This is a genomic window from Sphingomonas sp. PL-96 (genome assembly GCF_020707215.1).
GTDB lineage: Bacteria > Pseudomonadota > Alphaproteobacteria > Sphingomonadales > Sphingomonadaceae > Sphingomonas.
The window spans coordinates 1,121,066-1,145,940 of the sequence record NZ_JAJFET010000001.1; the positions used below are offsets into that span (position 1 = coordinate 1,121,066).

The following is a 24,875-nucleotide window of genomic DNA, read 5'->3' on the forward strand; positions in this document are numbered from 1 at the left end:
GACGGGCCGGATCAGAGCGCGCGAACGGTGACCTCGGTCTCCGCGTCGCGTGCGAGCGGGTTGCGCAGCGGCAGGGTGAACGGTGCCGCCTCGATCTCGAACACGTCGCCCGTCTGCGTCGTCACGCCGTCGCTGAACGAAAGGGTCGCCGTGCCGAAGAAGTGAATGTGGATGTCGCCCGGGCGGCGGAACAGCGCATATTTGAAGTGATGCGCCTCCAGGTTCGCCAGGGTGTGGGACATGTTGTCCTCGCCCGACAGGAACGGCTTTTCCCACAAGGCCTCGCCGTCGCGCAGGATGCGGCTGGTGCCGCGCACGTCCGACGGCGGGGTGCCGACGACGATCTCCGGCCCAAGCGACGCCTGGCGCAGCTTGGAATGCGCCAGCCACAGATAATTGTGGCGCTCGGTCACATGGTCGCTGAATTCGTTGGCGAGACACAGGCCCAGGCGGAACGGCGTGCCGTCCGGCCCGATGAGGTAGATGCCGGCGAGCTCCGGCTCCTCGCCGCCGTCCTTGGCAAACGCCGGCATCGACAGCGCTGCGCCCGGATCGACCAGCTGGGAGCCGTCGCCCTTGTAGAACCATTCCGGCTGCTGGCCGATTTGGCCGGCGGCGGGCTTGCCGCCCTCCACGCCTTCCAGGAACATGCGCATCGAGTCCGTCTGCTTTTCGGCAGAGGCAGCCTCGCGGTGCATCTTGTCCCGCCCCTCGGCCGAGCCGAGGTGGGTGAGGCCGGTGCCCGTCATCACGACGTGCGCCGGATCCTCATGATCGATCGGCGCGACGAAGCGGCCAGCGGCGAACTCCGCCGCCAGGTCGATCGAGGCGCCCTCGCCGCATGCGGCGACTGCATCGGCCAGGCTGGTGCCATCGGCGATCGCGCGGGCGGCGAGCGCCCGCACGCTGTCGACACCCGGCACGACCGCAGCCCGGTCGCCCTCAGCCGCGATCACCGATCGCGTGCCGTCGGCCCCACGGTGCTGCAACAAACGCAACGTCATCCTAATACCTCCCCAAATGGAACGCCGCGATTGCGGTCGCCGGGATTGATCAATCGTTGTGGAGCTGACCGTCGATCAGGCGCGGCAAGCCGGCCTGAGCGCCGTCGCGCAGGTCCTGCGGCAGCAGCTCCGGGATCAGGTTCTGGTACGACACCGGCCGCAGGAAGCGGTCGATCGCAAGACTGCCGACCGACGTCGTGCGGCCATCGGACGTCGACGGGAACGGACCGCCATGCACCATCGCATGGGTCACCTCGACGCCGGTCGGCCAGCCATTGGCAAGGATGCGGCCCGCCTTGCGCTCCAGCACCGGCACCATGCGCGCGGCAAGTGCCGCATCGTCGGCGTCCATGTGGATCGTGGCGGTGAGCTGACCCTCGGCCGCCACCAGCACCTGGCGCAACTCTTCCTCGTTGCGGCAGCGCACCAGCAGCGATGCGGCACCGAACACCTCATGGCCCAGCGCCTTGTCGGCCAGGAACGCCTCGGCCGTGGTCGCGAACAGCGCGGCCTGGCCCTGGGTGACGCCCTCGCCCACCTTGCCGCGTGCGATCGTCTCGACCTCGGCATGGCCGGCAAGCTGCTCGACCGCCTGGCAATAGGCCTTGTGGATGCCGGGGGTCAGCATGGTGCTGGCGCCCGCGTCGGTGAGCGCGGTCTTGGCCGCATCGACGAACGCGTCCAGCCCGTCGCCCTCGATCGCGAGCAGCAGGCCCGGGTTGGTGCAGAACTGGCCAGCGCCCATCGTCAGCGAGCCGACGAAGGCAGTGCCCAGCGCCGCGCCGCGGGCCTTCAGCGCTTCCGGCATCAGCAGGACGGGGTTGATGCTCGACATCTCGGCATAGACCGGGATCGGCACTTCGCGCGCCTGCGCCAGCTTCATGAGCGCGAGGCCACCGCCGCGCGAGCCGGTGAACCCGACTGCGGTAATGCGCGAGTCCTGCACCAGCTGAGAGCCGAGCTCATTGCCCGGACCCACCAAGTGCGAAAAGACGCCGTCCGGCAGACCCGAAGCGACAACCGCACGGCGGATCGCCTCGGCGACCAGCGCGCCGGTGGCCGGATGCGCAGGGTGGCCCTTGACGACAACGGGGCAGCCCGCGGCGAGTGCGGAGGCGGTGTCCCCACCCGCGGTCGAGAAGGCGAGCGGGAAGTTGGACGCGCCGAACACGGCAACCGGGCCAAGCGGGATCATGCGCAGGCGCAGGTCGGGGCGCGGCAGCGGCTGGCGATCCGGCAGCGCCGGGTCGAGGCGCAGGCCGAGCCAGCCACCCTTGCGGACGACGCTGGCAAACATCTTGAGCTGGCCGACCGTGCGGCCACGCTCGCCCTCCAGACGAGCGCGCGGCAGGCCGCTCTCGCGCATCGCGGTCTCGATCAGCGCGTCCCCGATCGCCACGATTTCCTCGCCGATCTTCTCGAGGAACGCTGCGCGAGTTTCGCGATCGGTCGCGCGATAGGTGTCGAACGCAGCCTCAGCTGCGGCGCAGGCAGCCTCCACGTCCGCCGCACCATGGACGTCGAACGGCTTGCCAAAGGGTTCGCCGCTGTCTGCCGAAATCGAATAAAAGCCGGTCGCGTCGGTCCGATCGAGGGTTGCCGTGTCGTTCATCATGGGTGGCTCCTTATTTACTCTGACATATTAAAGCCGTGCCGGCTTGGCAATCGCTCGATCGCCCTTCAGAACACAAGCATAGCCTAGCGGGGGAGATAGGGATGACCGATGCAAAGGGCGAGGCCAAGCCGGTCGATGCAGCCACGCCCACAACTCGCCAGCCGCGTGGCACGGGTCGGCGGCTGCGCGGCGCGATTGCGCATAAGCTTGGCCTGGCGATCGTCTCGGGCGAATACGCGCCCGGAGATACGCTGTCCGGCGAGATCGCGTTTTCGGAAGCGCTCGACGTCTCGCGCAGCGCCTATCGCGAAGCGGTGCAGGTGCTGACCGCCAAGGGTCTGGTCGAAAGTCGCCCCAAGGCGGGCACGCGTGTGCTGCCGCGAAGCCGCTGGAACCTGCTCGACCCCGATGTGGTCGCCTGGGCGTTCGCGGGCGATCCCGACGTACAGTTCATTCGCAGCCTGTTCGAACTTCGCGCGATCGTCGAACCGGCAGCGGCACGGCTTGCGGCCGAGCGCCGGGACCGCGCGGATCTGAAAGCGATGAAGGACGCGCTTGGAGCGATGCGCCGGCACACGCTCGCTACCGAAGCCGGCCTGGCTGCAGACCGTGACTTTCACGACGCCATCCTGCGCGCCACCCGCAACGATGCGCTGGTGGTGCTGAGTGCCAGCATTGGCGCGGCGGTGAATTGGACCACGCAGTTCAAGCAGCGCGCGCGCGCCCTGCCCCGCGACCCCCTCCCCGACCACATCCGCGTTTATGACGGCATCGCCGCCGGCGACCCGGAAGCAGCAGGCGCCGCGATGCGCGCCCTTGTCGAACTGGCGCTGGAGGACACGCGCCACGCGATGGAATGAAACAAAAAGGGCGCTCCCGCGGATGTGCGGGAGCGCCCTTCGAGTGCAAAGGATCGGCCTGTTAGCCGACGACTTCCGGCTCCGGCAGCGCGTGGGTCGGCTTCGACCCCCACAGTGCGTAGAACAGGATGTAGAGTTCGCAGGCGGCGGTCAGCAGGAACGAAGTCTGCAGGCCGACGGTATCGGCGAGCCAGCCCTGCACCACCACCAGCGCGCCACCGGCGATCGCCATGATCAGCAGGCCCGAACCCTCTTCGGTCAGCGGGCCAAGGCCCTTGATGCCGAGCGTGAAGATCGTCGGGAACATGATCGAGTGGAACAGGCCGACCGCGATCAGCGACCACATGGCGGCGTGACCGGTGGTGAAGGTCGCCAGCAGCATCACGATGAACGCGCCGACGGCAAAAGCGGCCAGCACCTTGTCGGCCGGAACCTTCTGCATGATGAAGCTGCCGGCAAAACGGCCGACCATCATGCCGCCCCACAGGATCGCCAGATAGCGCGATGCCTCCTCATGGGTGATCGCGGCGATTTCTGGCTGCGACACGAAGTTGATGAACAGGTTGGCGACCCCGATCTCGGCGATCAGGTAGATGAAGATCGCCGGGACGCCCCACACGAGGTTCCGGTGCTTCCACAGCGACATGCCGCGGCGCTCCTCACGCGACACGCGCTGCGTGGACTGGCCGATTGCGGGAAGCGGGAAGCGGGCGATCACGAACGCAAGCACCACGAGCACCGCCGCCACGATCAGATACGGCAGGATCACCGACTGCGCATCCGCATAACGCTCGGCGGCGGTCAGCGTGACGCCGGCCCCTGCCGTGCCGCCCTTGGAGCGGCCCAGGATCAGATAGCCCGCGAACAACGGCGCGAGCGTGGTGCCGAGCGAGTTGAACGCCTGCACCAGGTTCAGGCGCGAGGATCCGGTCTCCGGCGGGCCGATGACCGCCACGTACGGATTGGCTGCAACCTGCAACAGGGTGATGCCGCTGGCGATGATGAACAGTGCGGCCAGCACCATGCCATAGGAAGGAAGCTTGGCCGCCGGGACGATCAGCAGCGCACCGGCGGCCATGATCAGCAGGCCGGTGACGATCGACTTCTGATAGCCGATCCGCTCGATCAGCTTGGCCGAAGGAATGGACGCCACGAAATAGGCGATGAACCAGACCGACTCGATCAGCGTTGTCTGGGTGTAGTCGAGTTCAAACACGCTCCTGAGATGCGGCAGCAGCGTATTGTTGATGACGGTGATGAAGCCCCACATGAAGAAGAGGCTGGCAAGCAGCGTCAGCGCGGGCTTGTAGCTGGCGCCTGGCGCGTGGTGCGCGCCGGGCGAAGCGACGGAAGAGGTTGGCGGCAACGCCATGCATCCTGTCTCCTGTGTGGAAGCCGAAGCAGATGCGCTGTTGCCCAGCGTCTGATGCGCGGCTTGCCCTGTTGAATATTGTCTGACTATATAGCCCCGAAAGGCGCGTCAACGGCGTCGATACACAAGGATTGGATGATGCGGAAGGTGGGTAGCGATCGGGTTGTGCGGGCGCTGGCAGGTGTCGCGGCAGCGGCGCTGACGGCCGGAACGGCATCGGCTGGGCAGGTGCAGCGCGCGCCGGCAGGAACCCTGAAGGATGGGACGGCGATCGAGGCGGTGACGCTTACCGGCGCCAACGGGGTTTCCGCCCGCATCCTCACCTATGGCGCGACGCTCCAGTCGCTGATCGCGCCGGACCGCGACGGCAACAAGGCGGACGTCGTTCTCGGCTATGACGATCTTGCCGACTATGTGGATCATCCCAACTATTTCGGCGTGACCGTGGGGCGATATGCCAACCGCATCGCCGGTGGCAGCTTTACGCTCGACGGCAAGCGCTTTCAGCTGCCCCAGAACGACAAGACGAATTCGCTTCACGGCGGCGGCAAGGGCTTTGACAAGCAGGTCTGGCGCGTCGTCTCGGTGAAGGACGGCCCGGTCGCCAGCGTCGTGCTGGCACATCGCAGCCCCGACGGCGACTCCGGCTACCCGGGTCAATTCGACGTGACCGTCACCTATTCGCTGGACGACAAGGGCGCACTGACGATCGCGTTCGAGGGCAAGACCAGCAAGCCCACGGTGGTCAACATGACCAACCACGCGATCTTCAACCTGGCCGGCGAAGGATCGCCCATGGGTGCGACCGGTCACCGCCTCACCATTCCGGCGGCTGCCTATACGCCGGTCGACGCAAAGCTGATCCCGACCGGCGAGCGCCGCCCGGTCGCCGGCACCGTGTTCGACTTCCGCAGCCCGCGGGTGGTCGCCGACGGCATTCGCGACGGCCACGACCAGCAGATCCGCTACGGCCAGGGCTACGATCATAATTTCGCGCTCGACAAGGGCCTCACGGCGCAGCCCGAACTTGCCGCCCGTCTGGAAGATCCTCAGTCGGGCCGGGTGCTCGAAGTGCTCACCACCGAACCGGGCGTGCAATTTTATACCGGCAATTTCCTTGACGGCACCTATCTGGGCAAGAAGGGGCACCTCTACCGCATGGGCGACGGCATCGCCCTGGAGCCGCAGAAGTTTCCGGATTCGCCCAATCATCCCGATTTCGTTTCCGCCCGAGTGGATCCCGGCAAGCCGTACCGGCATGTCATGATCTATCGCCTTTCCACGACCCGCTGACCGGACATCCTCTCATGACTGCCACCCCGACCAACACGCTTCGCTCCCGCGCCTGGTTCAACAATCCCGAGAACATCGACATGACGGCGCTCTACATCGAGCGCTACATGAACTTCGGGATCAGCCAGGCCGAGCTTCAGTCCGGCAAGCCGATCATCGGTATCGCCCAGACCGGCAGCGATCTGTCGCCCTGTAACCGCCACCACCTGGTGCTCGCCGAGCGCCTGCGGGAAGGCATCCGCGAGGCCGGCGGCATCGCGCTCGAATTCCCGGTCCACCCGATCCAGGAGACCGGCAAGCGCCCCACCGCCGGGCTCGACCGCAACCTCGCCTATATGGCGCTGGTCGAGGTGCTCTACGGCTATCCGCTCGACGCTGTCGTGCTGACGATCGGCTGCGACAAGACCACCCCCGCCTGCCTCATGGCGGCAGCGACCGTGAACATCCCGGCGATCGCCCTGTCGGTCGGTCCGATGCTCAACGGCTGGCACAAGGGCGAGCGCACCGGTTCCGGCACCATCGTCTGGAAGGCGCGCCAGATGCTGGCCGCCGGCGAGATCGACGATGCAGGCTTCGTGAAGCTGGTCGCCTCCTCCGCGCCGTCGACCGGCTATTGCAACACCATGGGCACCGCGACGACGATGAACTCGCTCGCCGAGGCGCTGGGCATGCAGCTGCCGGGTTCGGCCGCGATTCCGGCGCCGTACCGCGACCGGCAGGAGGTCGCCTATGAGACCGGCAAGCGCATCGTCGAGATGGTGGCGGAGGACCTGAAGCCTTCCGACATTATGACCCGGGAGGCGTTCCTGAACGCGATCGTCGTCAACTCGGCGATCGGCGGCTCGACCAACGCGCCGATCCACCTGGCCGCCCTCGCCCGCCACATGGGCGTCGAGCTCGACATCCGCGACTGGCAGGAGCACGGCCACAAGGTGCCGCTGCTGGTGAACCTGCAGCCGGCCGGCGAGTATCTGGGCGAGGACTATTACCGCGCCGGCGGCGTGCCGGCCGTGGTGTCGCAGCTCATGGATCAGGGCCTGATCCACGAGGACGTCCTGACCGTGAACGGCAAGACGATCGGCGACAACTGCCGCGGCGTCGCGATCGAGGATGAAAAGGTCATCCGCCCGTTCGACCAGCCGCTGAAGGAAGAAGCCGGCTTCATCGTGCTGTCGGGCAATCTGTTCGATGCCGCGATCATGAAGACCAGCGTCATCAGCGAGGAGTTCCGCGCGCGCTACCTGTCCAACCCGAATGACCCGGAAGCATTCGAGGGCCCGGCCATCGTGTTCGACGGTCCGGAGGATTATCACCACCGCATCGACGATCCCTCGCTCAACATCACGCCCGAAACGTTGATGTTCATGCGCGGCGCCGGCCCGATCGGCTATCCGGGCGCGGCCGAGGTCGTGAACATGCGGCCGCCGGCGTATCTGATCCGCGAGGGCATCCATGCGCTTCCGTGCATCGGCGACGGCCGTCAGTCGGGTACCAGCGGCAGCCCCTCGATCCTCAACGCCTCGCCCGAGGCAGCAGCGATGGGCGGCCTGGCGCTGATCCGGACCGGCGACCGCGTTCGCATCGACCTCAACAAGGGAACGGCCGACGTGCTGATCTCCGACGAGGAACTGGCGGATCGCCGCGCCAAGCTGGAAGCCGAAGGCGGCTACAAGTACCCCGCCTCGCAGACGCCGTGGCAGGAGATCCAGCGCGCCGTCGTCGGCCAGATGAACACCGGCGCCATTCTGGAAGGTGCCGAGAAGTACCAGCGCATCGCCCAGACCATGGGTCTGCCGCGCGACAACCACTAAGCGCCACCGGCATGGCGGGGGTCGGCATCGTGCGACGATGCGGCTACAGCCCCCGCCATGCCGAGCTTTGCAGCCCATCGCGCCGATCTGGCGCAGCTGACGGAACACCATCGTATCCGCCGGCTCCTGCCCCGCCGGGGCATCGACTTCGCCTCCAACGACTATCTGGCGCTCGCCGGGTCAGCGCGATTGCGCGCGGCGGTTGCGGCTGCGCTCGCGGAGGGGGTCCCGGTCGGTTCGGGCGGCTCCCGCCTGCTTCGGGGCAACTGCGACGAGCATGAGGCGCTGGAAGCAGCGGCAGCCGCCTTTTTCGGCAGCGAGACAGCCTTGTTCTTCGCAAGCGGGTTCGCCGCCAATGCCGCGCTGTTCGCCACCCTGCCGCAACGCGACGACCTGGTGGTCTATGACGCGCTGATCCACGCCAGCGCGCACGAGGGGATGCGGCTCGGCCGAGCGCCTTGCTTCCCTGCTGCGCACAATCGGCCCGAGGCTTTCGAGGACCAGATCCGCCGCTGGCGTGAGGCCGGGGGGATGGGCACGCCCTGGATCGCGGTCGAAAGCCTCTACAGCATGGACGGGGATCGTGCGCCGCTGATGGCGCTGGCCGACGTCGCCGATCGCCACGACGCGATCCTCCTGATCGACGAGGCGCATGCGACCGGCGTGTTCGGCATTGGAGGGCGCGGGCTTGCCGAAGCGCTGGAAGGGCGAGAGAACGTGGTCACGCTGCGCACCTGCGGGAAGGCGATGGGCTGTGAGGGCGCGCTCGTCTGCGGGCCGCGGATCGTTCGCGACTTTCTGGTCAACCGGGGGCGCGGCTTCATCTTCTCGACGGCCCCCTCCCCGCTGATGGCGCGCGCGGCGCAGGAAAGCCTGCGCATCCTGGCCGACGAGGAAGATCGGCGGGACCAGCTTCGCGCCCTGATCGCGCATGCGGAACGGGCACTTGCGCCTGTGGGCGTCCAACCGACAGGATCGCAGATCCTGCCGCTGGTGATCGGTGACGACGCAGAGACGATGCGAATGGCAGAGGCGCTGCAACAGGGCGGCTTCGACGTCCGGGGGATCCGCCCGCCGACCGTGCCCAAGGGCACATCCCGGCTCCGGCTGTCGCTCACCCTCAATGTGACGCCGGACGACGTGGACGCGCTTGCCGCGCTGCTGCAAGAGGTCGCGCGATGAGCAGGACCTTCGTCGTCACCGGCACCGACACCGACATCGGCAAGACCGTCTTTGCGGCCGGCCTCGCCGCCGCGCTTGACGCACGATATTGGAAGCCGGTGCAATCCGGCCTCGACGGCGGCAGCGATGCCGCACGCGTCCAGGCCCTCGGCGTAGCGCCCGGGCGCATCGTTCCGGAGGCGTATCGGCTTGCCACTCCCTGCTCGCCACATCTGGCCGCCGAGATCGACGGGGTGCTGATCGACCCGGCGCGTCTGTCCCTTCCCGAAGATGGAGTCCCGCTGGTGGTGGAGGGTGCCGGCGGCGTTCTGGTGCCGGTCACCCGAACGCTGTTGTACGCGGACCTGTTCGCGCGCTGGAGCCAGCCGGTGGTGCTGGTCGCGCGGACGGCACTGGGGACGATCAACCACAGCCTCCTGTCGATCGAGGCGCTGCGGTCGCGCGGCGTTCCGATCCTGGGCATCGCCTTCGTCGGTGACGCGGTAGAGGACAGCGAGGCGACCATCGCCGAGATCGGCGGCGTCCGCCGGCTGGGCCGCCTCCCCTGGCTCGACCTCCTGGATGCGCAGACGCTTGCCGCCGCCTTCCGCCACCATTTCGATCTGGAGGACTTCCGGTGACCTCCCCGGTCTGGCATCCCTTCACCCAGCACGGCCTGGGCGAGCCCATTCCGCTGGTCACCCGCGCCGAGGGTGCGGTGCTCCACACCGCGGACGGGCGGCGGATCGTGGATGCGATCTCCTCCTGGTGGGTGACGACCCATGGCCACGCGCACCCGCGGATCGTCGCGGCCATTCGCGAGCAAGCGGAAACGCTGGACCAGATCATCTTTGCCGGCTGGACCCACGAGCCTGCGGAGGCAGTCGCGCGCGGTCTGCGCGCCATCATGCCGCAGGAACTGACGCGCGTATTCTTCTCCGACTCCGGCTCCACCAGTGTCGAGGTCGCGCTGAAGATGGCGCTCGGCTACTGGCGCGAGCATGATCCGGCGCGCACCCGCATCCTGGTGCTCGAACATGGCTATCACGGCGACACGATCGGCGCGATGTCGGTCGGCGCGCGTGGCGTGTTCAACCGCGCCTACGAGCCGCTGCTGTTCGATGTCGGAACCATCCCCTTCCCGCGCCCGGACCGCGAGCAGGAGACGCTCGACGCGCTGGAGCAGGCCTGCGTGTCTGGTGCCGCCGCCTTCATCGTCGAACCGCTGGTGCTCGGCGCCGGCGGCATGCACTTCTACTCGCCCGACACGCTGCGCGAGATGCGCGCGATCTGCGCACGCCACGGCGTCCTGTTCATCGCCGACGAGGTGATGACTGGCTGGGGACGCACCGGCACGCTGCTCGCCTGCGAACAGGCGGGGGTGGTGCCGGACATCCTGTGCCTGTCCAAGGGGCTGACCGGCGGCGCGGTACCGCTGGCCGTGACCATGGCGACCGAGCCGATCTTTGCGGCGCATTATGGCCCCGAGCGCGCCCGGATGTTCTTTCACTCGTCCAGCTACACCGCCAATCCGATCGCCTGCGCCGCCGCCCGCGCCAACCTGTTGATCTGGGAAGAAGAACCCGTAGCCGAGCGGATCCGCCTGCTGAGTGAACGCCAGCAGCTGCGGCTCGACGCGCTTGCGCGGCACCCGCGGGTGCGGGGCGCCCGCCGCCTGGGAACGATCGCAGCGCTCGAGATCGACGGCGACGAGGGCTACCTGTCGGACCTTGCTCCCCGGCTGCTGGCGCACTTCCGCGAGCGCGACCTGCTGCTCCGTCCGCTTGGCAACACCGTCTATGTCATGCCGCCCTTCTGTATCGACGAAGCCGACCTCGACCGTGTCTATGCTGCCATCGCGGAAGCGTGCGACCTGCTTTGAGGGATCGTCTCGGCACCGTAACCGTTGAGGCGGTATCTGACCGGCGCCGGCCGGTGCGTCATTCGGGAGAGCCGGTGCAGTGAAGCGTGGATGGACTGGGTGGATCGCGGCAGGCGCTGTCGCCGCCGGCCTGTGGTGGCTCAATCGCCTGCCTGCCAACGTGAGCCAGCCTGCACCGAAAGATGTCGGTGACACCGCCGACACGGCGCTAGGCCGCGGGGTCGCGCGGGAGCGGGCCGCCAACCCCAACCTCTCCGGCATCCAACTGCTGGCGGACGCGCGGGAAGCATTTGCGGCGCGGGTCGCACTGGCCCGCGCTGCGGAGCGCAGCCTCGACCTGCAATATTACATCTGGCACGGCGATCGTTCGGGCACGTTGATGCTGGAGGCGGTGCATGCCGCAGCGGAACGTGGCGTACGCGTCCGGCTCCTGCTCGACGACAATGGCATTTCCGGCCTCGACACCGCACTCGCCGCGCTCGACCTGCATCCCAATGTCGAGGTGCGGCTGTTCAATCCCTTCCGCATCCGCTGGCCCAAGCCGATCGGGTACCTGACCGAGTTCACCCGCCTCAACCGGCGAATGCACAACAAGAGCTTCACCGCCGACAACAGCGTGACCATCGTCGGCGGGCGGAACATCGGCGACGAATATTTCGGCGCAGCGGATGGCGGCTTGTTCGCGGACCTCGACGCCCTGGCGATCGGACCGATCGTCGCGGACGTGTCCGCCGACTTCGAACGCTATTGGTGCTGCGGTTCCGCCTATCCAGCGGCCGAGATCCTGCCGCCGGTGCGCGAGCGCCAGCGCCGCCGCCTGCACAAGCGCGCCTCCATCGTCGAACGCGACCCGTCCGCCCGCCGCTACGTCCAGGCGCTGCGCGACCTGCCGCTGGTCCACCGGCTCATCGAGGGCCACCTGCCCCTCACCTGGGCGGAGGTCCGCATGATCAGCGACGATCCCGCCAAGGCGCTGGGTCGCGCCCGCAAGCGCGACCTGCTCAGCGACCGGCTGCGTGCCGTCCTGGAGACATCCGAACGCGAGCTCGGGCTGATTTCCAGCTATTTCGTGCCGGGGAAGCGCGGATGTGCCGAGTTCAGCCGACTGGCCAAGCAGGGTGTCTCGGTCTCAGTCCTCACCAATGCCTATGAAGCGACCGACGTGGGCGTCGTCCACGCCGGCTATGCTCCGTATCGCAAGCGGCTGCTGGAGGCCGGCGTGCGCCTGTTCGAGATGCGGCGCGAGGCCCGCGACGCGCCCCGCCGTCGCGAGCGCCGCCGCGGTGTCCGCCTGGGCGTCGCGAGCAACTTCCGTGGCTCCGGCACGGGATCGACAGCCGCGCTGCGCTCGGGTGCCTCGACGCTCCACGCCAAGACCTTCACCGTGGATCGCGAACGCCTGTTCATCGGCTCCTTCAACCTCGATCCCCGCTCCATCGCGTTGAACACGGAACTGGGGTTCCTGATCGAAAGCCCGGAACTCGCCGGCCAGGTGGCGGACGTGTTCGCGGACCAGGTAGCGCATCTGGCCTATGAGGTTCGGCTCGACGAAGCGGGAGAACTCGTCTGGGCCGAGCAGGACGATGCCGGCGAGCGCATCCACCACCGCGAACCCGGATTGGGGCCGATCCCGCAGCTGGCACTGCGTGCTGTTGCCCGTCTGCCGATCGAGTGGCTCCTTTGAGCGCGATGAACTGTTCTCATGTCCGGCCGCCCGCTAGGCACGAGCAGGTGCAATGAAGGTTTGTTGATGCTGGTTTTCAAAAGGTTACTGGTCGTTCTGTGGTTCGCGCTGGCGACGTCGGCGCCCGCCCTGGCGCAGGAGGCAGCGGGCAACCAAGCCGCTGCTGCGCCCACCGTTCTCGCCGACACCTATGGGCGCGAAACGCCACGATCGTCCATCACCGGGCTGGTGCGTGCGCTTGGCGAACAGGATTATGCGCGAGCCGCCAATTACTTCGACCTCGCGCCGCCGACCAGCCCCGCCGCGGCGAAGGCAGCTTCGGACCTCGCCCTGCGGCTTCAGACCGCGCTGGACAACGGCGGATCGCTGATCCCGTTCGGCGGCCTCTCGAACGAAGCTACCGGCCGGATCGATGACGATCTGCCGCCGGAGCAGGAACAGGTCGGCACCCTGAAGGTGGACGACAAGGACGTTCCGCTCCTTCTCACGCGCGGGCAGGTTGCCGAAGGGCAGCAGCTCTGGCGGATTTCCCGCCAGACGTCGCAGCTGTTGCAGACCCAGACCCCGAAGCCGGCGGCGCCGGCGCCGGCCGAGAACATCACCGAGACCAATGTCGCCGGTGCGCCGCTTGTGGACTGGGCCTTGCTGCTGGGCCTCGCGGCGGCAAGCTTTGTTGCGCTTCGCCTGCTCGCCGCCCTGGTCCTGTTCATGCTCCGGCGCGTGGTGCGCAACCAGGAGCAGAGCCCTGCCTACCGCTTTTCGCATGCAGCACTTCCGCCGCTCAGCCTGTTTGTCGCCGTAATAGGCTTCTACGCCTATGCGGACACGCTTCCGGTCTCGATCGTCGCGCGCCAGACGCTGCTGCGCTACGCCGGCATCGTCGCATCGATCGCGCTGGCCTGGTTCGCGCTTCGCTTCATCGACGCGCTCAGCCGGCTGATTATCGCGCGAATGCAGCGGTCGCAGCGGCGGCAGGCGGTTTCCGTCATCACCCTGCTGCGCCGATCGGCCAAGGTCCTCCTCCTGGCCCTTGCCACCGTTGCCATCCTGGACACCTTCGGGATCGACGTCACCACGGGCATTGCGGCGCTTGGCATCGGCGGCATCGCCCTGGCCTTGGGCGCGCAGAAGACGGTCGAGAACCTCGTCGGCAGCGTCACCGTCATCGTCGACCGGCCGGTGCAGGTCGGCGACTTCTGCAAGGTGGGCGACGTGACCGGCACCGTTGAGGACATCGGCATGCGCTCGACCCGGATCCGCACCAATGACCGGACCGTGGTGACCATCCCCAACGGCAGCTTCTCGTCGCTCCAGATCGAGAACTTCGCCACCCGCGACCGGTATCTCTTCAACCCCACGATAGGGCTGGAGTACGGCGTCTCCGCGGAAAAGCTGCGCGAGGGCGTCGCCATCATCGAGGGGGTCCTGAAAGAACATCCGAGCATCGACCAGGACGGGGCACGCGCGCGCTTCAGCAGCTTCGGCGAAAGCGCGCTGATGATCGAGGTCTTCTCCTACATCACCGTTGCGGACTTTGTGGAAGGTCTGAATGTCCGTCAGGACCTGTTGCTGACGATGATGGAGCGACTGGAAGCGGCCGGGCTCGGCCTCGCCTTTCCGACGCGCACGCTGCATTTGCCGGAGCCGCTGACGATCGCACGGGAGCCGAGGGACACGAACAAGCGCGCGGACTCATAGGCGACAGGCGGCACCCGGCTGGCCGCCTGCTGCCCACCCCCGGGGCGCTAGCCGGCTTCGCCGATGCTCCCGCCGCGGGACGGGCTCGGCCATGCTTCCAGGCCGCCTTCCCGCTCCATGCCGTCCGCGGCACCCGCGAGCTTGGCGAGTATTTCGCGGAGCTGCGCTTTCTCTTCTGCATCTAGCACGCCGAAGATCGTCTGGTTCAGCTGGGTTCGAAGCGGTTCCGCTGCGGTGATGACCGCCTGCCCCTCCGGCGTAAGCGAGATCCGCTTTACACGGCCGTCCAGCGGGTCCGGCACCCGTTGGACCAGACCGTCTCGCTCAAGGCCTTCGATCGCTTCGCTCACCGTTCGCGGGGAATAGCCGAAGAAGCTGGCGATGTCCGCGGCGCGGGCGCTGCTGTGCTTGCAGTTCAGGTGCATCAGCAGCTTCATTCGCGCCAGCGACACGCCCTCCCGCGCGAGCTGCGCATCGGCGATGCGCCGCAGGCGGAGGAACAAGCGACCAAAGTCGCTGATGAGATCGTCTGGAGCAGCCATTTGATGAGGGGCCTCCATAAAGTCCCTTGCTTTGTTTCGCAACTGCGAGCACGTCCCCGCCCGGGACTGAAACCGAAGGCAGGTACATGGCCGATCGACACGAGCAGCCGACCGACACGCACGAAGACGCCACCCGCGACGACGAGCAGAACGACAGCACTCCGGCCTCTCCTGCCAAAAAGCGGCGGATCCGGATCATCCTGTTTGTCATTCTGGCCGTCATCCTGGTGGGCGGTCTGCTGTGGTACATTCAGTATCGCAACGTCGGGCGCTTCATGCAGAGCACGGACGACGCGTATATTCAGGCCGACGCGGTGATCGTGTCGCCCAAGGTCGCGGGCTATGTCGAACGCGTCTTTGTTGCCGACAATCAGCAGGTTCGTGCCGGACAGCCGTTGCTGCAGATCGATCCGGGCGATTATCGCGCCCGCGCTGAGCAGTATCAGGCGCAGATCGACGTGGCCGAGGCCAATGCCGAAGGCGTCCGGGCGCAGATCCGCGAGCAGGGCGCCGCGATCGAGCGTGCCCAGGCCGACCTTGCGGCCGCGCGCACTCGCGCTAGCTTCGCCAACGCGGAGGTCGCTCGCTACCGGCCGCTCGCCGCAAGTGGCGCAGAGAGCCGGGAACGCCTTGCCCAGCTGGAGAACGACGCGCGCCAGGCGAATGCCCAGGTCGCGAGCGCAGCCGCAGCCCTCACCAGCGCGCGGCGCCGCGTGGGTACGCTTGAGGCTCAGGTCAACCAGGCGCAGTCGCAGGGCAAGGGCGCCCGCGCCCAGCTCGCCAGCGCGCAGAGCGACGTCGGGTCCACGCTGATCCGCGCCAGCATCGATGGCCGCATCGGCGACAAGACGGTGCGTGTCGGCCAGTTCCTCCAGCCGGCGACCCGGACCATGTCGATCGTCCCGACCCGCCAGCTCTATGTGGAGGCGAACTTCAAGGAGACGCAGCTCGGCCTCATGCGGGTCGGGCAGCCGGTGACGCTGGAAGTCGACGCGCTTCCGGGTGTCGAGATCCACGGGCGGGTTGAAAGCGTGTCGCCGGGAACGGGCGCACAATTCTCGGTGTTGCCGCCGCAGAATGCGACCGGCAACTTCACGAAGATCGTTCAGCGCGTGCCGGTCCGCATCGCAATCGACGCCGGGCCGGAAACGCTGAAGCTGCTGGTGCCGGGCATGTCGGTGAGCCCGACGGTCGACACCCGCGCGGCCCGCGACGCACGCGAGCGGATCCGCAAGGAGCAGGAACGCTACAACGAGCAGCGGGGCCATGACTAAGCCTGGCGCCGGCGCCGGCAGCCAGCCGGCCAACGCCGATGCGGCTGCCTGGATGGCGGTGGGTGCCGGCAGCCTGGGTGCGCTGATGGCGACCCTCGACATCTCGATCGTCAACTCGGCGCTGCCGACCATCCAGGGCGAGATCGGCGCGAGCGGGACCGAGGGAACCTGGATCGCGACCTCCTATCTGGTGGCCGAGATCATCATCATCCCGCTGTCGGCGTGGCTGGAGCGCGTGCTGGGTCTGCGCACGCTGCTGCTAATCGCGGCCGTGCTGTTCACCGCTTTCTCCGTTTTGTGCGGCATCTCGACCAACCTGACGATGATGATCATCGGCCGTGCGGGCCAGGGCATCACGGGGGGCGCCTTGATCCCCACGGCGATGACGATCATCGCCACTCGCCTGCCCCCGCATCAACAGCCGATCGGCACGGCGATGTTCGGGGTCACCGCCATCCTCGGACCAGTGCTGGGACCCTTGATCGGCGGTTGGCTGACCGAAAGCATCAGCTGGCACTATGCCTTCTTCCTGAATCTGCCGGTGGGTGTGCTGCTCGTCACGCTGCTGCTGGTCGGGCTGCCGCATCAAAAGGCACATCTCGACGATCTGCTTCGCGCCGACTGGCTTGGCATCGCCGGCCTTGCCCTGGGGCTTGGCGGACTGACGGTGGTGCTGGAGGAAGGACAGCGGGAGCAATGGTTCCAGTCCAGCGAGATCCTCGAGCTTACGGCTGTTTCGATCCTCGGCTTTGGCCTGCTCTTCGCCGGCCAGTTCGTCGCCCATCGCCCGGTCATCCGGCTGCGCCTGTTGCTCGACCGTCAGTTCGGCAGCGTGGCGTTGATGGGCGTCGTCATCGGCATGGTGATCTACGGCACGTCCTACGTCATCCCGCAGTTCCTGGCGCAGGTGGCGGACTATAACGCGCTGCAGTCGGGCAAGATTGTGCTGCTGTCGGGGATCCCCAGCCTGATCCTGATGCCGTTCACACCGCTTCTGATCCGGCACCTGGACATCCGGATTGCGGTCGGCGCAGGTCTCGCGATCCTGGCGACCAGCTGCTGGATCGATACGGCGCTGACCGCGGAATCCACCGGCGGCGCGTTCGTGGACTCGCAGCTGCTGCGCGGCGTCGGCACGATCCTGGGCTTCCTGTTCCTCAACCAGGCGGCAGTGTCGTCGGTCAGTCCGAAATATGCCGGGGATGCCGCTGGCATCTTCAACGCGGCTCGCAACATCGGCGGATCGCTTGCCCTCGCCGCGATCGCGACGCTTCAGGACCAGCGCAACTGGCTCCACACGCGCCGGATCGAGGAAACGTTCAACGCCAATTCGGTGGACGTGCAAAGCTATCTCGCCGGGCTGGGACAGGCGCTGGGCGGGCCGGATGTGGCGATCCGCCTGGCCGCCCAGACGATCCAGCGCGACGCGATGGTGATGACCTACAACGACCTGTTCTGGCTGCTCGCCATGGGCATCCTGGTGGTCATGCCGCTCGTCCTGTTCCTGCGCCCGCTTCCCAAGGGCGTCGCCCTTGCCGCCGGTCACTAGAGGCTCGCCCATGCGCACCCTGCCCCTCCTCGCCCTGCCGCTGTCGCTCGCGGCTTGTACCATGGGCCCCGATTATGCCGGGCCGCCCGTGGCCCCTGCCACCGCTTCGGGCAGCGGCTTCGTCCGCGCACCCGCCGGCATGCCGGTGACTGCGCCCACGGTCGCCAGCTGGTGGACGTCGCTGGGCGATCCTCAGCTCGATGCACTGGAACAGCGCGCCCTGGCGGCCAATCCGTCGATCGCGATCGCCCAGGCGCGTCTCCGCCAGGCTCGAAGCGCCCTGCGCCTGGAACGGGCGAACCGGCTCCCGAACGGCAGCGCAAGCGCCAGCTATCTGCATGCAGAGCTGCCGGGCATCGACCTTGGCTCGCTCACCGGAGGCTCGGACGAGGGCGGCTCGTCGGAGGAGGGCAGCGGCGAGTCGAGCGGCGGCAGCACCGGCGTGGACTTCTTCAACCTCGGCTTCGATGCCAGCTGGGAAGTCGACCTCTTCGGCCGCCAGCGTCGCACGGTAGAGGCCGCTCGCGCCGCTGCGCAAAGCGCCGAGGCAAGTCTCGCCGATGCGCAGGTCCAGCTCACGGCCGAAGTCGCCCAGACCTATGTCGCGCTTCGCGACCGCCAGGCGCGCGTGGCGCTTTCCCGCCGCTCGTCGGAGATCCAGCGCCGGACGCTGCGGCTGATGGAGCAGCGCTTCTCGCGTGGCACCGTGTCTGCGCTCGATGTCGAGCGGCTGCGGCTGCAGGTGGAGAACACCGACGCCGAGCTGGTGCCGCTTGATGCCGAGGTGGCAAGCTACCTGAACGCGCTGGCGGTGCTCGTCGGCGACGCGCCGGGCGCCCTGGACGCGACACTGACGCCCCCTGCCGCCATCCCGCTCGTGCCTGCGCAGGTCGCGATCGGCGATCCCACCTCGCTGCTTCAGCGTCGCCCGGACATCCGCGCGGCCGAGCGCCAGCTCGCCTCGCGGTCGGCGCGCATCGGTGTGGCAGAGGCGGCGCGCTTCCCCAGCCTCAGCCTGCAGGGGCTTCTCGGGCTCGGCGGCACTTCCGTCGCCGATGTTGTCGATCCGGACAATCTCGTTGCCTTGGCAACCCCGATGCTGCGCTGGAACTTCCTCGACTTCGGGCGCGGCCGCGCGCGCGTCGAGCAGGCGCAGGGCGAGCGCGACGAGGCCGAGGCGCAGTACCGGCAAGCCGTGCTTGGCGCCCTGCGCGATGCGGAAGATGCGCTGGCCCGCTTCGGTGCCCGCCGACAGACGCTGGTCAGCCTGGTCCGCGCCAAGGCTTCGGCGGATCGCGCTTCGGCACTGATGCAGCAGCGCTTGCGTGCAGGCACCGCGACGCTGATCGACACGCTGGACGTGGAGCGGCAGCGGGTTGCGGCCGAGCAGCAGCTGTCGGTGGCGACCGCGGGGCTCACCACCGACTATGTCGCGCTGCAAAAGGCGCTGGGGCTGGGCTGGTCGGAACCTGCCGCAACCCCGGCGTCCTGAGCGCAGGCTTAGTGGCGGACCTTGTGGAGGATCGTCGCGATGATCGCGCCGACCGCCACGCCCAGCACGCCGGACAGCAGCGCCGTCACCAGCCACGCCACGACGCTGCCCAGCGGCATGGCGTGGTGGACGCTCTCCGACAGGTGATGCACGAATTGCGCAGGGGCCGCGAACCCGAGCACCTCGGCGCCGTGCAGCAGGATGCCGCCGCCGACCCACAGCATCGCGGCGGTGCCGACCACCGACAGGACCTGCATGATCACCGGCATGCTCTTGACCATGCCGCGGCCGAGCGTGCGCACGAAGCTTGAGGAGCGCTGCGCGAGGTGCAGCCCGATGTCGTCGAGCTTCACGATCAAGGCCACCACGCCGTAGACGCCGATGGTGATCGCCAGGCCGACCAGGATCAGCACCAATGCCTGGTTGAGGATCGGCGCGTCCGCCACATCGGCCAGCGCAATCGCCATGATCTCGGCGGAAAGGATCAGGTCGGTGCGTACTGCGTCGCCCACCTTTGCCTTTTCAAGCGCCGCAGCATCGACCGGGGTTTCCTCGACGGGCGTTGCCCCGTGATGCTCGCCCTTCACGGCGGCGAGTACCTTTTCAGCACCCTCGAAGCACAGGAACGCGCCGCCCACCATCAGCAATGGCGTGATCGCCCAGGGCGCAAAGGCACTCAGCAACAAGGCAGCGGGAAGCAGGATCAGCAGCTTGTTGCGCACGGAGCCGAGCGCGATCTTGGCGATGATCGGCAGTTCGCGCTGCGGCGTCAGCCCCGTCACATAGCGCGGCGTCACGGCGGCGTCATCGACGACTACGCCCAGCGCCTTGGATCCCGCCTTCCCAGCGGCGGCCCCGACGTCGTCCAGGGAAGCGGCTGCCAGCTTGGTCAGGCCGGCGATGTCGTCAAGAAGGGCAACCAGTCCACCGGGCATGTGCTCACCTGTAGCAAGAGGAAACTCGTGCCTTGCCGGGGAAGTGTTGCTGGCTCAAGTACGCGCTTGTGATCGGCGGAAGCTAGAGAGGTCGATCCCGTGGCGCTGGACCTTGGAGTAAAAGGTCTTGCGGGGCAGCCCCAGCAGCTCGATTGCGCGGACGACCTCCCCGCGTGTCTCCGTAAGCACGTCGCACATCACCCGCTTCTCGAACTCCGCCACGCGCTCGGGAAGCGTGGCTGCGTCTGGGGTGCTGGACAAAGGCGCGGCGCGTGCATCGAGCCCGATCAGGCAGCGGTCGGCGAAATGGGACAGCTCCCGCACGTTCCCCGGCCAACGATGCTCGCTGAGATGGCGGCGGACTTCGGCCGTGAGCGGCGGCACCGGCATGCGAAGCCGCGCCGCTGCTGCGTCCAGCAGGTGCGCGAACAGCAGCGGTACGTCCTCAAGCCGCTCCCGCAGCGGCGGCACGCGCAGCTGGACGCCCGCAAGGCGATAGAAGAGCGCCGGCTCGATCGCACCCGGGGCCACCCCGTCCCCGCCGGTCGAGACGACACGCACGTCCAGCGGTATGGGCTCGCGTCCGCCGACCGGCCGCACCTGCCGCTCCTCGACGATCTGGGTGAGGCGCGCCTGGAGCATCGGCGACGCGCGATCGACGTCATCCAGAAACAGGGTACCGCGGTGCGCCGTGAGGATACGGCTGTCGCTGCTCCCCAGTTCGCTGCCGATCAACGCGTCCGGCAGCGCCGCGCAGGCGATGGGCACGAAGCGATGGCGCGCGCGAGCGCCGCTGGAGTGCAGGAGCCGCGCCACGAGTTCCTTGCCCGTGCCCGTCTCCCCTTCCACGAACACGTCGATCTGCGCGTTTGCCAGCGCCGCGATCGTCTCTCGCAATCGTTCGATTGCAGGCGATCTTCCGATCAGCGGCGAGGCCTCCGGTGCCGCGACCAGCGCGCGCAGACGACGGTTCTCGAGCGCCAGGCTGCGGGAAGCCGCAGCCCGCGTCACCGCCGCGAGCAGCGCATCCGGATCAAACGGCTTGGTCAGGAAGTCCCAGGCCCCGTGCTTGAGCGCGTCGACGGCCATGGCAACGTCGCCGTGGCCGGTCATCAGGATCACCGGCAGCGTCGAGTCCGCCGATCGCAACCGCCGGAACAACTCGATGCCCGATATGCGCGGCATGCGCACGTCGCTGACCACAACACCCGGAAAGTCCGGTCCGATCACAGCCAGCGCCGGCTCCGCCGCCTCGAACGGCCGCACGACGAAATCGGCCAGTTCCAGGATCTGGGTGATCGAAGTGCGCAGGTCAGCATCGTCTTCGACCAGCGCGACCGTGCGGATCGCTTCCGCGTTCATGCCGCGGCCCTTCGCAACCGGACCTGGAACCAGGCGCCGCCCGAAGAAGGCATCAGGTGCAAACTCCCGCCCATGTCGATCATGATGTCCTGCGCGATCACGAGCCCGAGCCCAAGTCCGGCGGTGCGGCTCGTCACAAAGGGGGTGAAGATGCGCTCCGCAATCGCCGGGTCCACCCCGGCGCCGTTATCGCGCACATCGATCCGGACGCAGTCGTGCGCGGTGTCGAGGTCGAGCGTGATCCTGGGATCGACCACGCTTCCGGTCGCATCCAACGCGTTCTGGAGCAGGTTGATCAGCACCTGCTCCACTCGTACCGGATCGCCGAGCACCGTCAGGTCCGGCGGCACCGTCGGACGCACGAACGTCACTCCCGACAATCGCTCGCGCAGGATCAGCATGGCGCCGTCGATCGATCGCGCCAGCGGCATCGGCGCAACCGGCCCGCTCGCCTTGCGGGCGAAGCCGCGAAGCTCGGCGGTGACCGCCCCGACCCGCTCGGTCAGCCGCTCGATCTCGGTGAGGTTCGTGTCCGCATCCGTAAAGCGGCCGCGCGCGATGAAGGCGCGACCGGCACGCGCATAATTCCGGATCGCGGCGATCGGCTGGGCGGTCTCATGCGCAACGCTGGCGGTGACCTGACCCAGAGTAGCCAGTCGGTTGGCCTGGCGCAGCTCTTCCCGCAGAACCTCGGCCTGTGCTTCGGTCTCTGCGCGCTCCTCGATCTCCCGGCGCAGCGCCGCGGTCCGAGCCTCCACCAGTTCAGCAAGCTCCGCCGCCCGGGCTTTCGCCGCACCAGCGGCTTCGGTCCCGCGGCGCGCCCGCTCGCGAAGGATCCAGCCAAGCGTCACAAGCACCAGGGCAGCAAAGAGCGCGGCGGCCTGCGCGCCGCGGGTTTCCCCCACCACACTGCGCGTGGGCATCAGCAGCGACAAGCGCCAGCCACCTGCCTGCGGTGGCAGGCGCACGGCGAGGTACCGCTCGCCATTCACGAAGACGGAGGGCAACCCGGCCCGTCGGTTTGCGACAGGGACCGGCAGGGGCGCCAATGTGTGCGGGCCGAGCCGCATCTCCCTGCGAATGCGCTGCGCGGCGGCCGGTTCGATCACGTGCGTGGTGCGGAACCGCCATGCCGACTGGCTGGTCACCAGGATCACCCCTTCGCCATCGGCCACGAAGGCGATGCCGCCGGCTCGTGCCCATCCGCGTTCCAATGCGTCGAACTCGACCTTGACGACGACGAACCCGCCGCCGGCGACCCGCCGGGAAAGGTACAGGCCCGGCTTGTGACTGACCGTGCCAAGTGCAAACTGCCGATACGCACCGCGGTCCCGTGCTTCCTGGTAATAGCTCCGGAAACCATAGTCTTGCCCGACGAAGCTCTGGGGCGATCTCCAGTTGCTGGCAGCCAAAGCGACGCCGTCCAGCCCGAGCACATAGATGGTTGCAGCACCTGCCTCCACGGCCAGCGCTTCGAGCTTGCGGTTGAGCGCTCGCAGTGCGGCCGGATCCCGCCGCATCGCTGCCGGCAGCAGCGCGTCGTCCGACAGCGCAAGCGGCAACAACTGAAATCGCTGCAGCTCACTCGTCAACAGAGCCTGGCGCAGCTGCGCCGCGGCGTGCGCCTCATGCCGCAACCTGCCCCACGCATTGCGCTCGGCCATCTGTCCGGCGATCCACGCAGCGAGCAGCGGTAGCGCCAGGGCCAGCAGAATCCAGGCTAAGGATCGGGTCCGCGATGCCATGGTCGCTTCTACCGGAGCGTTGCCGAATGGGCAAGAAACGGCACAAACGGCGCAGCCATCGTGTCACCAGCGGCACGTACAACCTAATTACCTACATCAGGCGTATTCCGTAAGTGTTTGTGATACGGACCTTCTCCCAGCTTCCCGCACTTAGCATTGGGGAATGGCTCGACATGCGTCAGATGAAGGGTGCGCGTACCGCACTTGCAGATGCGGCCGTCGCAACGAGGATGAAAGGTCACCCAATGCTGCCAGCCCCCGCCCCCGGTGAGTCGACCCCGCTCGCAGTCCCGCCCTGGTATCGGCACCTCTATGTCCAGGTGCTGGTTGCGATCGTCGCAGGCGTCCTGCTCGGCCACTTCTATCCGGAAACCGGTGCGGCGCTGAAGCCGCTGGGCGACGCCTTCATCAAGCTGGTGAAGATGGTGATTGCGCCCGTCATCTTCCTGACGATCGTCACGGGCATCGCGGGCATGCGCGACCTGGCGTCGGTCGGCCGCGTCGCGGGCAAGGCCTTTGCCTATTTCCTCTTCTTTTCCACCCTGGCGCTGATCGTCGGGCTGATCGTCGCCAATGTCATCCAGCCAGGCGCCGGCCTCAACATCGATCCGGCCACGCTGGATGCGTCCAAGGTCGCGAGCTACGCGGAAAAGGCGCATGAGACGACGCTCACCGGGTTCCTGGTCGGCGTAATCCCGGACACTGTCTTTTCGGCGATGACCGAAGGCAACATCCTGCAGGTGCTGTTCGTCGCCATCCTGTTCGGCGTCAGCCTGGCGATGATCGGCGAGCGCGGCGAAGGCATTCTCGACCTGCTCAACCAGTTCTCGACCGCCTTCTTCAAGCTTGTGGCCCTCGTCATGAAGGCGGCGCCGATCGGCGCATTTGGCGCGATGGCGTTCACGATCGGGGCCTATGGCGTCGGTACGCTTGCCAACCTCGCGATGCTGGTGGGCACCTTCTACCTGACTTCGCTGCTGTTCGTGTTCGGCGTCCTGGGCATTGTCGCCCGGCTGTGCGGCTTCTCGATCTTACGCCTGGTCGGCTATCTCAAGACCGAGCTGCTGCTGGTGCTCGGCACCTCCTCATCCGAAAGCGCGCTTCCAGCGCTGATCGAGAAGATGGAGCGCGCCGGCTGCCCCAAGTCGGTGGTCGGCCTGGTCGTCCCGACCGGTTATTCGTTCAACCTGGACGGCACCAACATCTACATGACGCTGGCCGCACTCTTCATTGCCCAGGCGACGGGCGTTCACCTTTCGCTGGGCGAGCAGCTGCTGCTGCTGGGCGTTGCGATGCTGTCGTCCAAGGGGGCAGCCGGCGTCACGGGCGCGGGCTTCATCACCCTCGCCGCCACGCTGTCGATCGTGCCGTCGGTGCCGGTCGCCGGCATGGCGCTGATCCTGGGCGTCGACCGCTTCATGAGCGAGTGCCGCAGCCTGACCAACTTCATCGGCAATGCCGTGGCGACGGTCGTGGTCTCCCGCTGGGAAGGCGCGCTCGACCGCGAGCGATTCAACGCGGCGCTGCGGGGTGAGATGCCGCGGGTTGACGAAGTCGCGCCTGAGGCCATCCCCGCCCAGTAAGCCGGGCCGGGTT

Annotated in this window: 19 protein-coding genes; 12 read left to right on the forward strand and 7 right to left on the reverse strand. The window is 67.6% G+C overall.

Annotated features, from left to right (window positions below; all coding sequences use genetic code 11):
* Positions 1-11 precede the first annotated feature (11 nt).
* A complete protein-coding gene (gene araD1, locus LK533_RS05155) occupies positions 12-1,004 on the reverse strand; it encodes an AraD1 family protein (RefSeq protein WP_229361676.1) in 993 nt (330 codons plus the stop codon).
* 49 nt (positions 1,005-1,053) lie between these two features.
* The gene (locus tag LK533_RS05160; protein ID WP_229361677.1) at positions 1,054-2,619 is read right to left on the reverse strand and encodes an aldehyde dehydrogenase (NADP(+)); all 1,566 of its coding nucleotides are present in this window, start codon (positions 2,617-2,619) and stop codon (positions 1,054-1,056) included.
* A gap of 101 nt (positions 2,620-2,720) precedes the next feature.
* Here LK533_RS05160 and LK533_RS05165 point away from each other — a divergent pair, with 101 nt between their 5' ends.
* On the forward strand, positions 2,721-3,479 hold the full coding sequence (locus LK533_RS05165; RefSeq protein ID WP_229361678.1) for a FadR/GntR family transcriptional regulator: 759 nt from the start codon (positions 2,721-2,723) through the stop codon (positions 3,477-3,479).
* Positions 3,480-3,540: 61 nt separating this feature from the next.
* Here LK533_RS05165 and LK533_RS05170 read toward each other — a convergent pair whose 3' ends face one another.
* Positions 3,541-4,851: a sugar MFS transporter gene (locus LK533_RS05170; protein ID WP_229361679.1), complete on the reverse strand. Its 1,311-nt coding sequence runs from the start codon at positions 4,849-4,851 to the stop codon at positions 3,541-3,543.
* Positions 4,852-4,989: 138 nt separating this feature from the next.
* On the opposite strand from LK533_RS05170, the gene LK533_RS05175 reads away from it, so the two are divergent.
* The 7 genes from LK533_RS05175 to LK533_RS05205 all read left to right on the forward strand — a co-directional run bounded on the left by LK533_RS05175 (position 4,990) and on the right by LK533_RS05205 (position 14,380).
* Complete coding sequence (locus tag LK533_RS05175) at positions 4,990-6,144, forward strand: aldose epimerase family protein (protein ID WP_229361680.1); 1,155 nt, start codon at positions 4,990-4,992, stop codon at positions 6,142-6,144.
* A gap of 14 nt (positions 6,145-6,158) precedes the next feature.
* Positions 6,159-7,955 (forward strand): IlvD/Edd family dehydratase, encoded by a 1,797-nt coding sequence (locus tag LK533_RS05180; protein ID WP_229361681.1) that lies wholly within the window; start codon positions 6,159-6,161, stop codon positions 7,953-7,955.
* A 57-nt stretch (positions 7,956-8,012) separates the two neighbouring features.
* Positions 8,013-9,137 (forward strand): 8-amino-7-oxononanoate synthase, encoded by a 1,125-nt coding sequence (locus LK533_RS05185; RefSeq protein WP_229361682.1) that lies wholly within the window; start codon positions 8,013-8,015, stop codon positions 9,135-9,137.
* A complete protein-coding gene (gene bioD / locus LK533_RS05190) occupies positions 9,134-9,757 on the forward strand; it encodes a dethiobiotin synthase (protein ID WP_229361683.1) in 624 nt (207 codons plus the stop codon). Before LK533_RS05185 ends, bioD begins: the two co-directional genes overlap by 4 nt.
* The gene (locus LK533_RS05195; RefSeq protein WP_229361684.1) at positions 9,754-10,998 is read left to right on the forward strand and encodes an adenosylmethionine--8-amino-7-oxononanoate transaminase; all 1,245 of its coding nucleotides are present in this window, start codon (positions 9,754-9,756) and stop codon (positions 10,996-10,998) included. Before bioD ends, LK533_RS05195 begins: the two co-directional genes overlap by 4 nt.
* 79 nt (positions 10,999-11,077) lie before the next feature.
* The gene (locus LK533_RS05200) at positions 11,078-12,682 is read left to right on the forward strand and encodes a phospholipase D family protein (RefSeq protein ID WP_229361685.1); all 1,605 of its coding nucleotides are present in this window, start codon (positions 11,078-11,080) and stop codon (positions 12,680-12,682) included.
* Positions 12,683-12,748: 66 nt separating this feature from the next.
* Positions 12,749-14,380 carry a mechanosensitive ion channel family protein gene (locus LK533_RS05205; protein WP_229361686.1) on the forward strand — a complete coding sequence of 544 codons (1,632 nt, stop codon included), beginning with the start codon at positions 12,749-12,751 and terminating at the stop codon, positions 14,378-14,380.
* A gap of 47 nt (positions 14,381-14,427) precedes the next feature.
* Here LK533_RS05205 and LK533_RS05210 read toward each other — a convergent pair whose 3' ends face one another.
* On the reverse strand, positions 14,428-14,922 hold the full coding sequence (locus LK533_RS05210) for a MarR family winged helix-turn-helix transcriptional regulator (protein ID WP_229361687.1): 495 nt from the start codon (positions 14,920-14,922) through the stop codon (positions 14,428-14,430).
* Between the two features lie 86 nt (positions 14,923-15,008).
* Here LK533_RS05210 and LK533_RS05215 point away from each other — a divergent pair, with 86 nt between their 5' ends.
* Genes LK533_RS05215 through LK533_RS05225 form a run of 3 tightly spaced genes read left to right on the forward strand, consistent with a single transcriptional unit; the run spans position 15,009 to position 19,237 of the window.
* Entirely contained in the window at positions 15,009-16,196 is a 1,188-nt protein-coding gene (locus tag LK533_RS05215; protein WP_229361688.1) for an HlyD family secretion protein, read from the forward strand.
* Positions 16,189-17,745, forward strand: a complete 1,557-nt coding sequence (locus LK533_RS05220) for an MDR family MFS transporter (RefSeq protein WP_229361689.1) — start codon at positions 16,189-16,191, stop codon at positions 17,743-17,745. The genes LK533_RS05215 and LK533_RS05220 overlap by 8 nt, the downstream gene beginning before the upstream one ends.
* Before the next feature lie 10 nt (positions 17,746-17,755).
* Positions 17,756-19,237 carry an efflux transporter outer membrane subunit gene (locus LK533_RS05225; RefSeq protein ID WP_229361690.1) on the forward strand — a complete coding sequence of 494 codons (1,482 nt, stop codon included), beginning with the start codon at positions 17,756-17,758 and terminating at the stop codon, positions 19,235-19,237.
* A gap of 8 nt (positions 19,238-19,245) precedes the next feature.
* Here the strand turns inward: LK533_RS05225 and LK533_RS05230 are convergent, their stop codons facing one another.
* From LK533_RS05230 to LK533_RS05240, 3 genes are read right to left on the reverse strand one after another with little or no spacing between them, the layout of a single operon-like run.
* Positions 19,246-20,172 (reverse strand): DUF808 domain-containing protein, encoded by a 927-nt coding sequence (locus LK533_RS05230; protein WP_229361691.1) that lies wholly within the window; start codon positions 20,170-20,172, stop codon positions 19,246-19,248.
* A 54-nt stretch (positions 20,173-20,226) separates the two neighbouring features.
* A complete protein-coding gene (locus LK533_RS05235) occupies positions 20,227-21,534 on the reverse strand; it encodes a sigma-54-dependent transcriptional regulator (protein ID WP_229361692.1) in 1,308 nt (435 codons plus the stop codon).
* The gene (locus LK533_RS05240) at positions 21,531-23,279 is read right to left on the reverse strand and encodes an ATP-binding protein (protein WP_229361693.1); all 1,749 of its coding nucleotides are present in this window, start codon (positions 23,277-23,279) and stop codon (positions 21,531-21,533) included. The genes LK533_RS05235 and LK533_RS05240 overlap by 4 nt, the downstream gene beginning before the upstream one ends.
* Positions 23,280-23,524: 245 nt before the next feature.
* On the opposite strand from LK533_RS05240, the gene LK533_RS05245 reads away from it, so the two are divergent.
* Positions 23,525-24,862 (forward strand): dicarboxylate/amino acid:cation symporter, encoded by a 1,338-nt coding sequence (locus LK533_RS05245; protein ID WP_229361694.1) that lies wholly within the window; start codon positions 23,525-23,527, stop codon positions 24,860-24,862.
* The last annotated feature ends 13 nt before the right edge of the window (positions 24,863-24,875 follow it).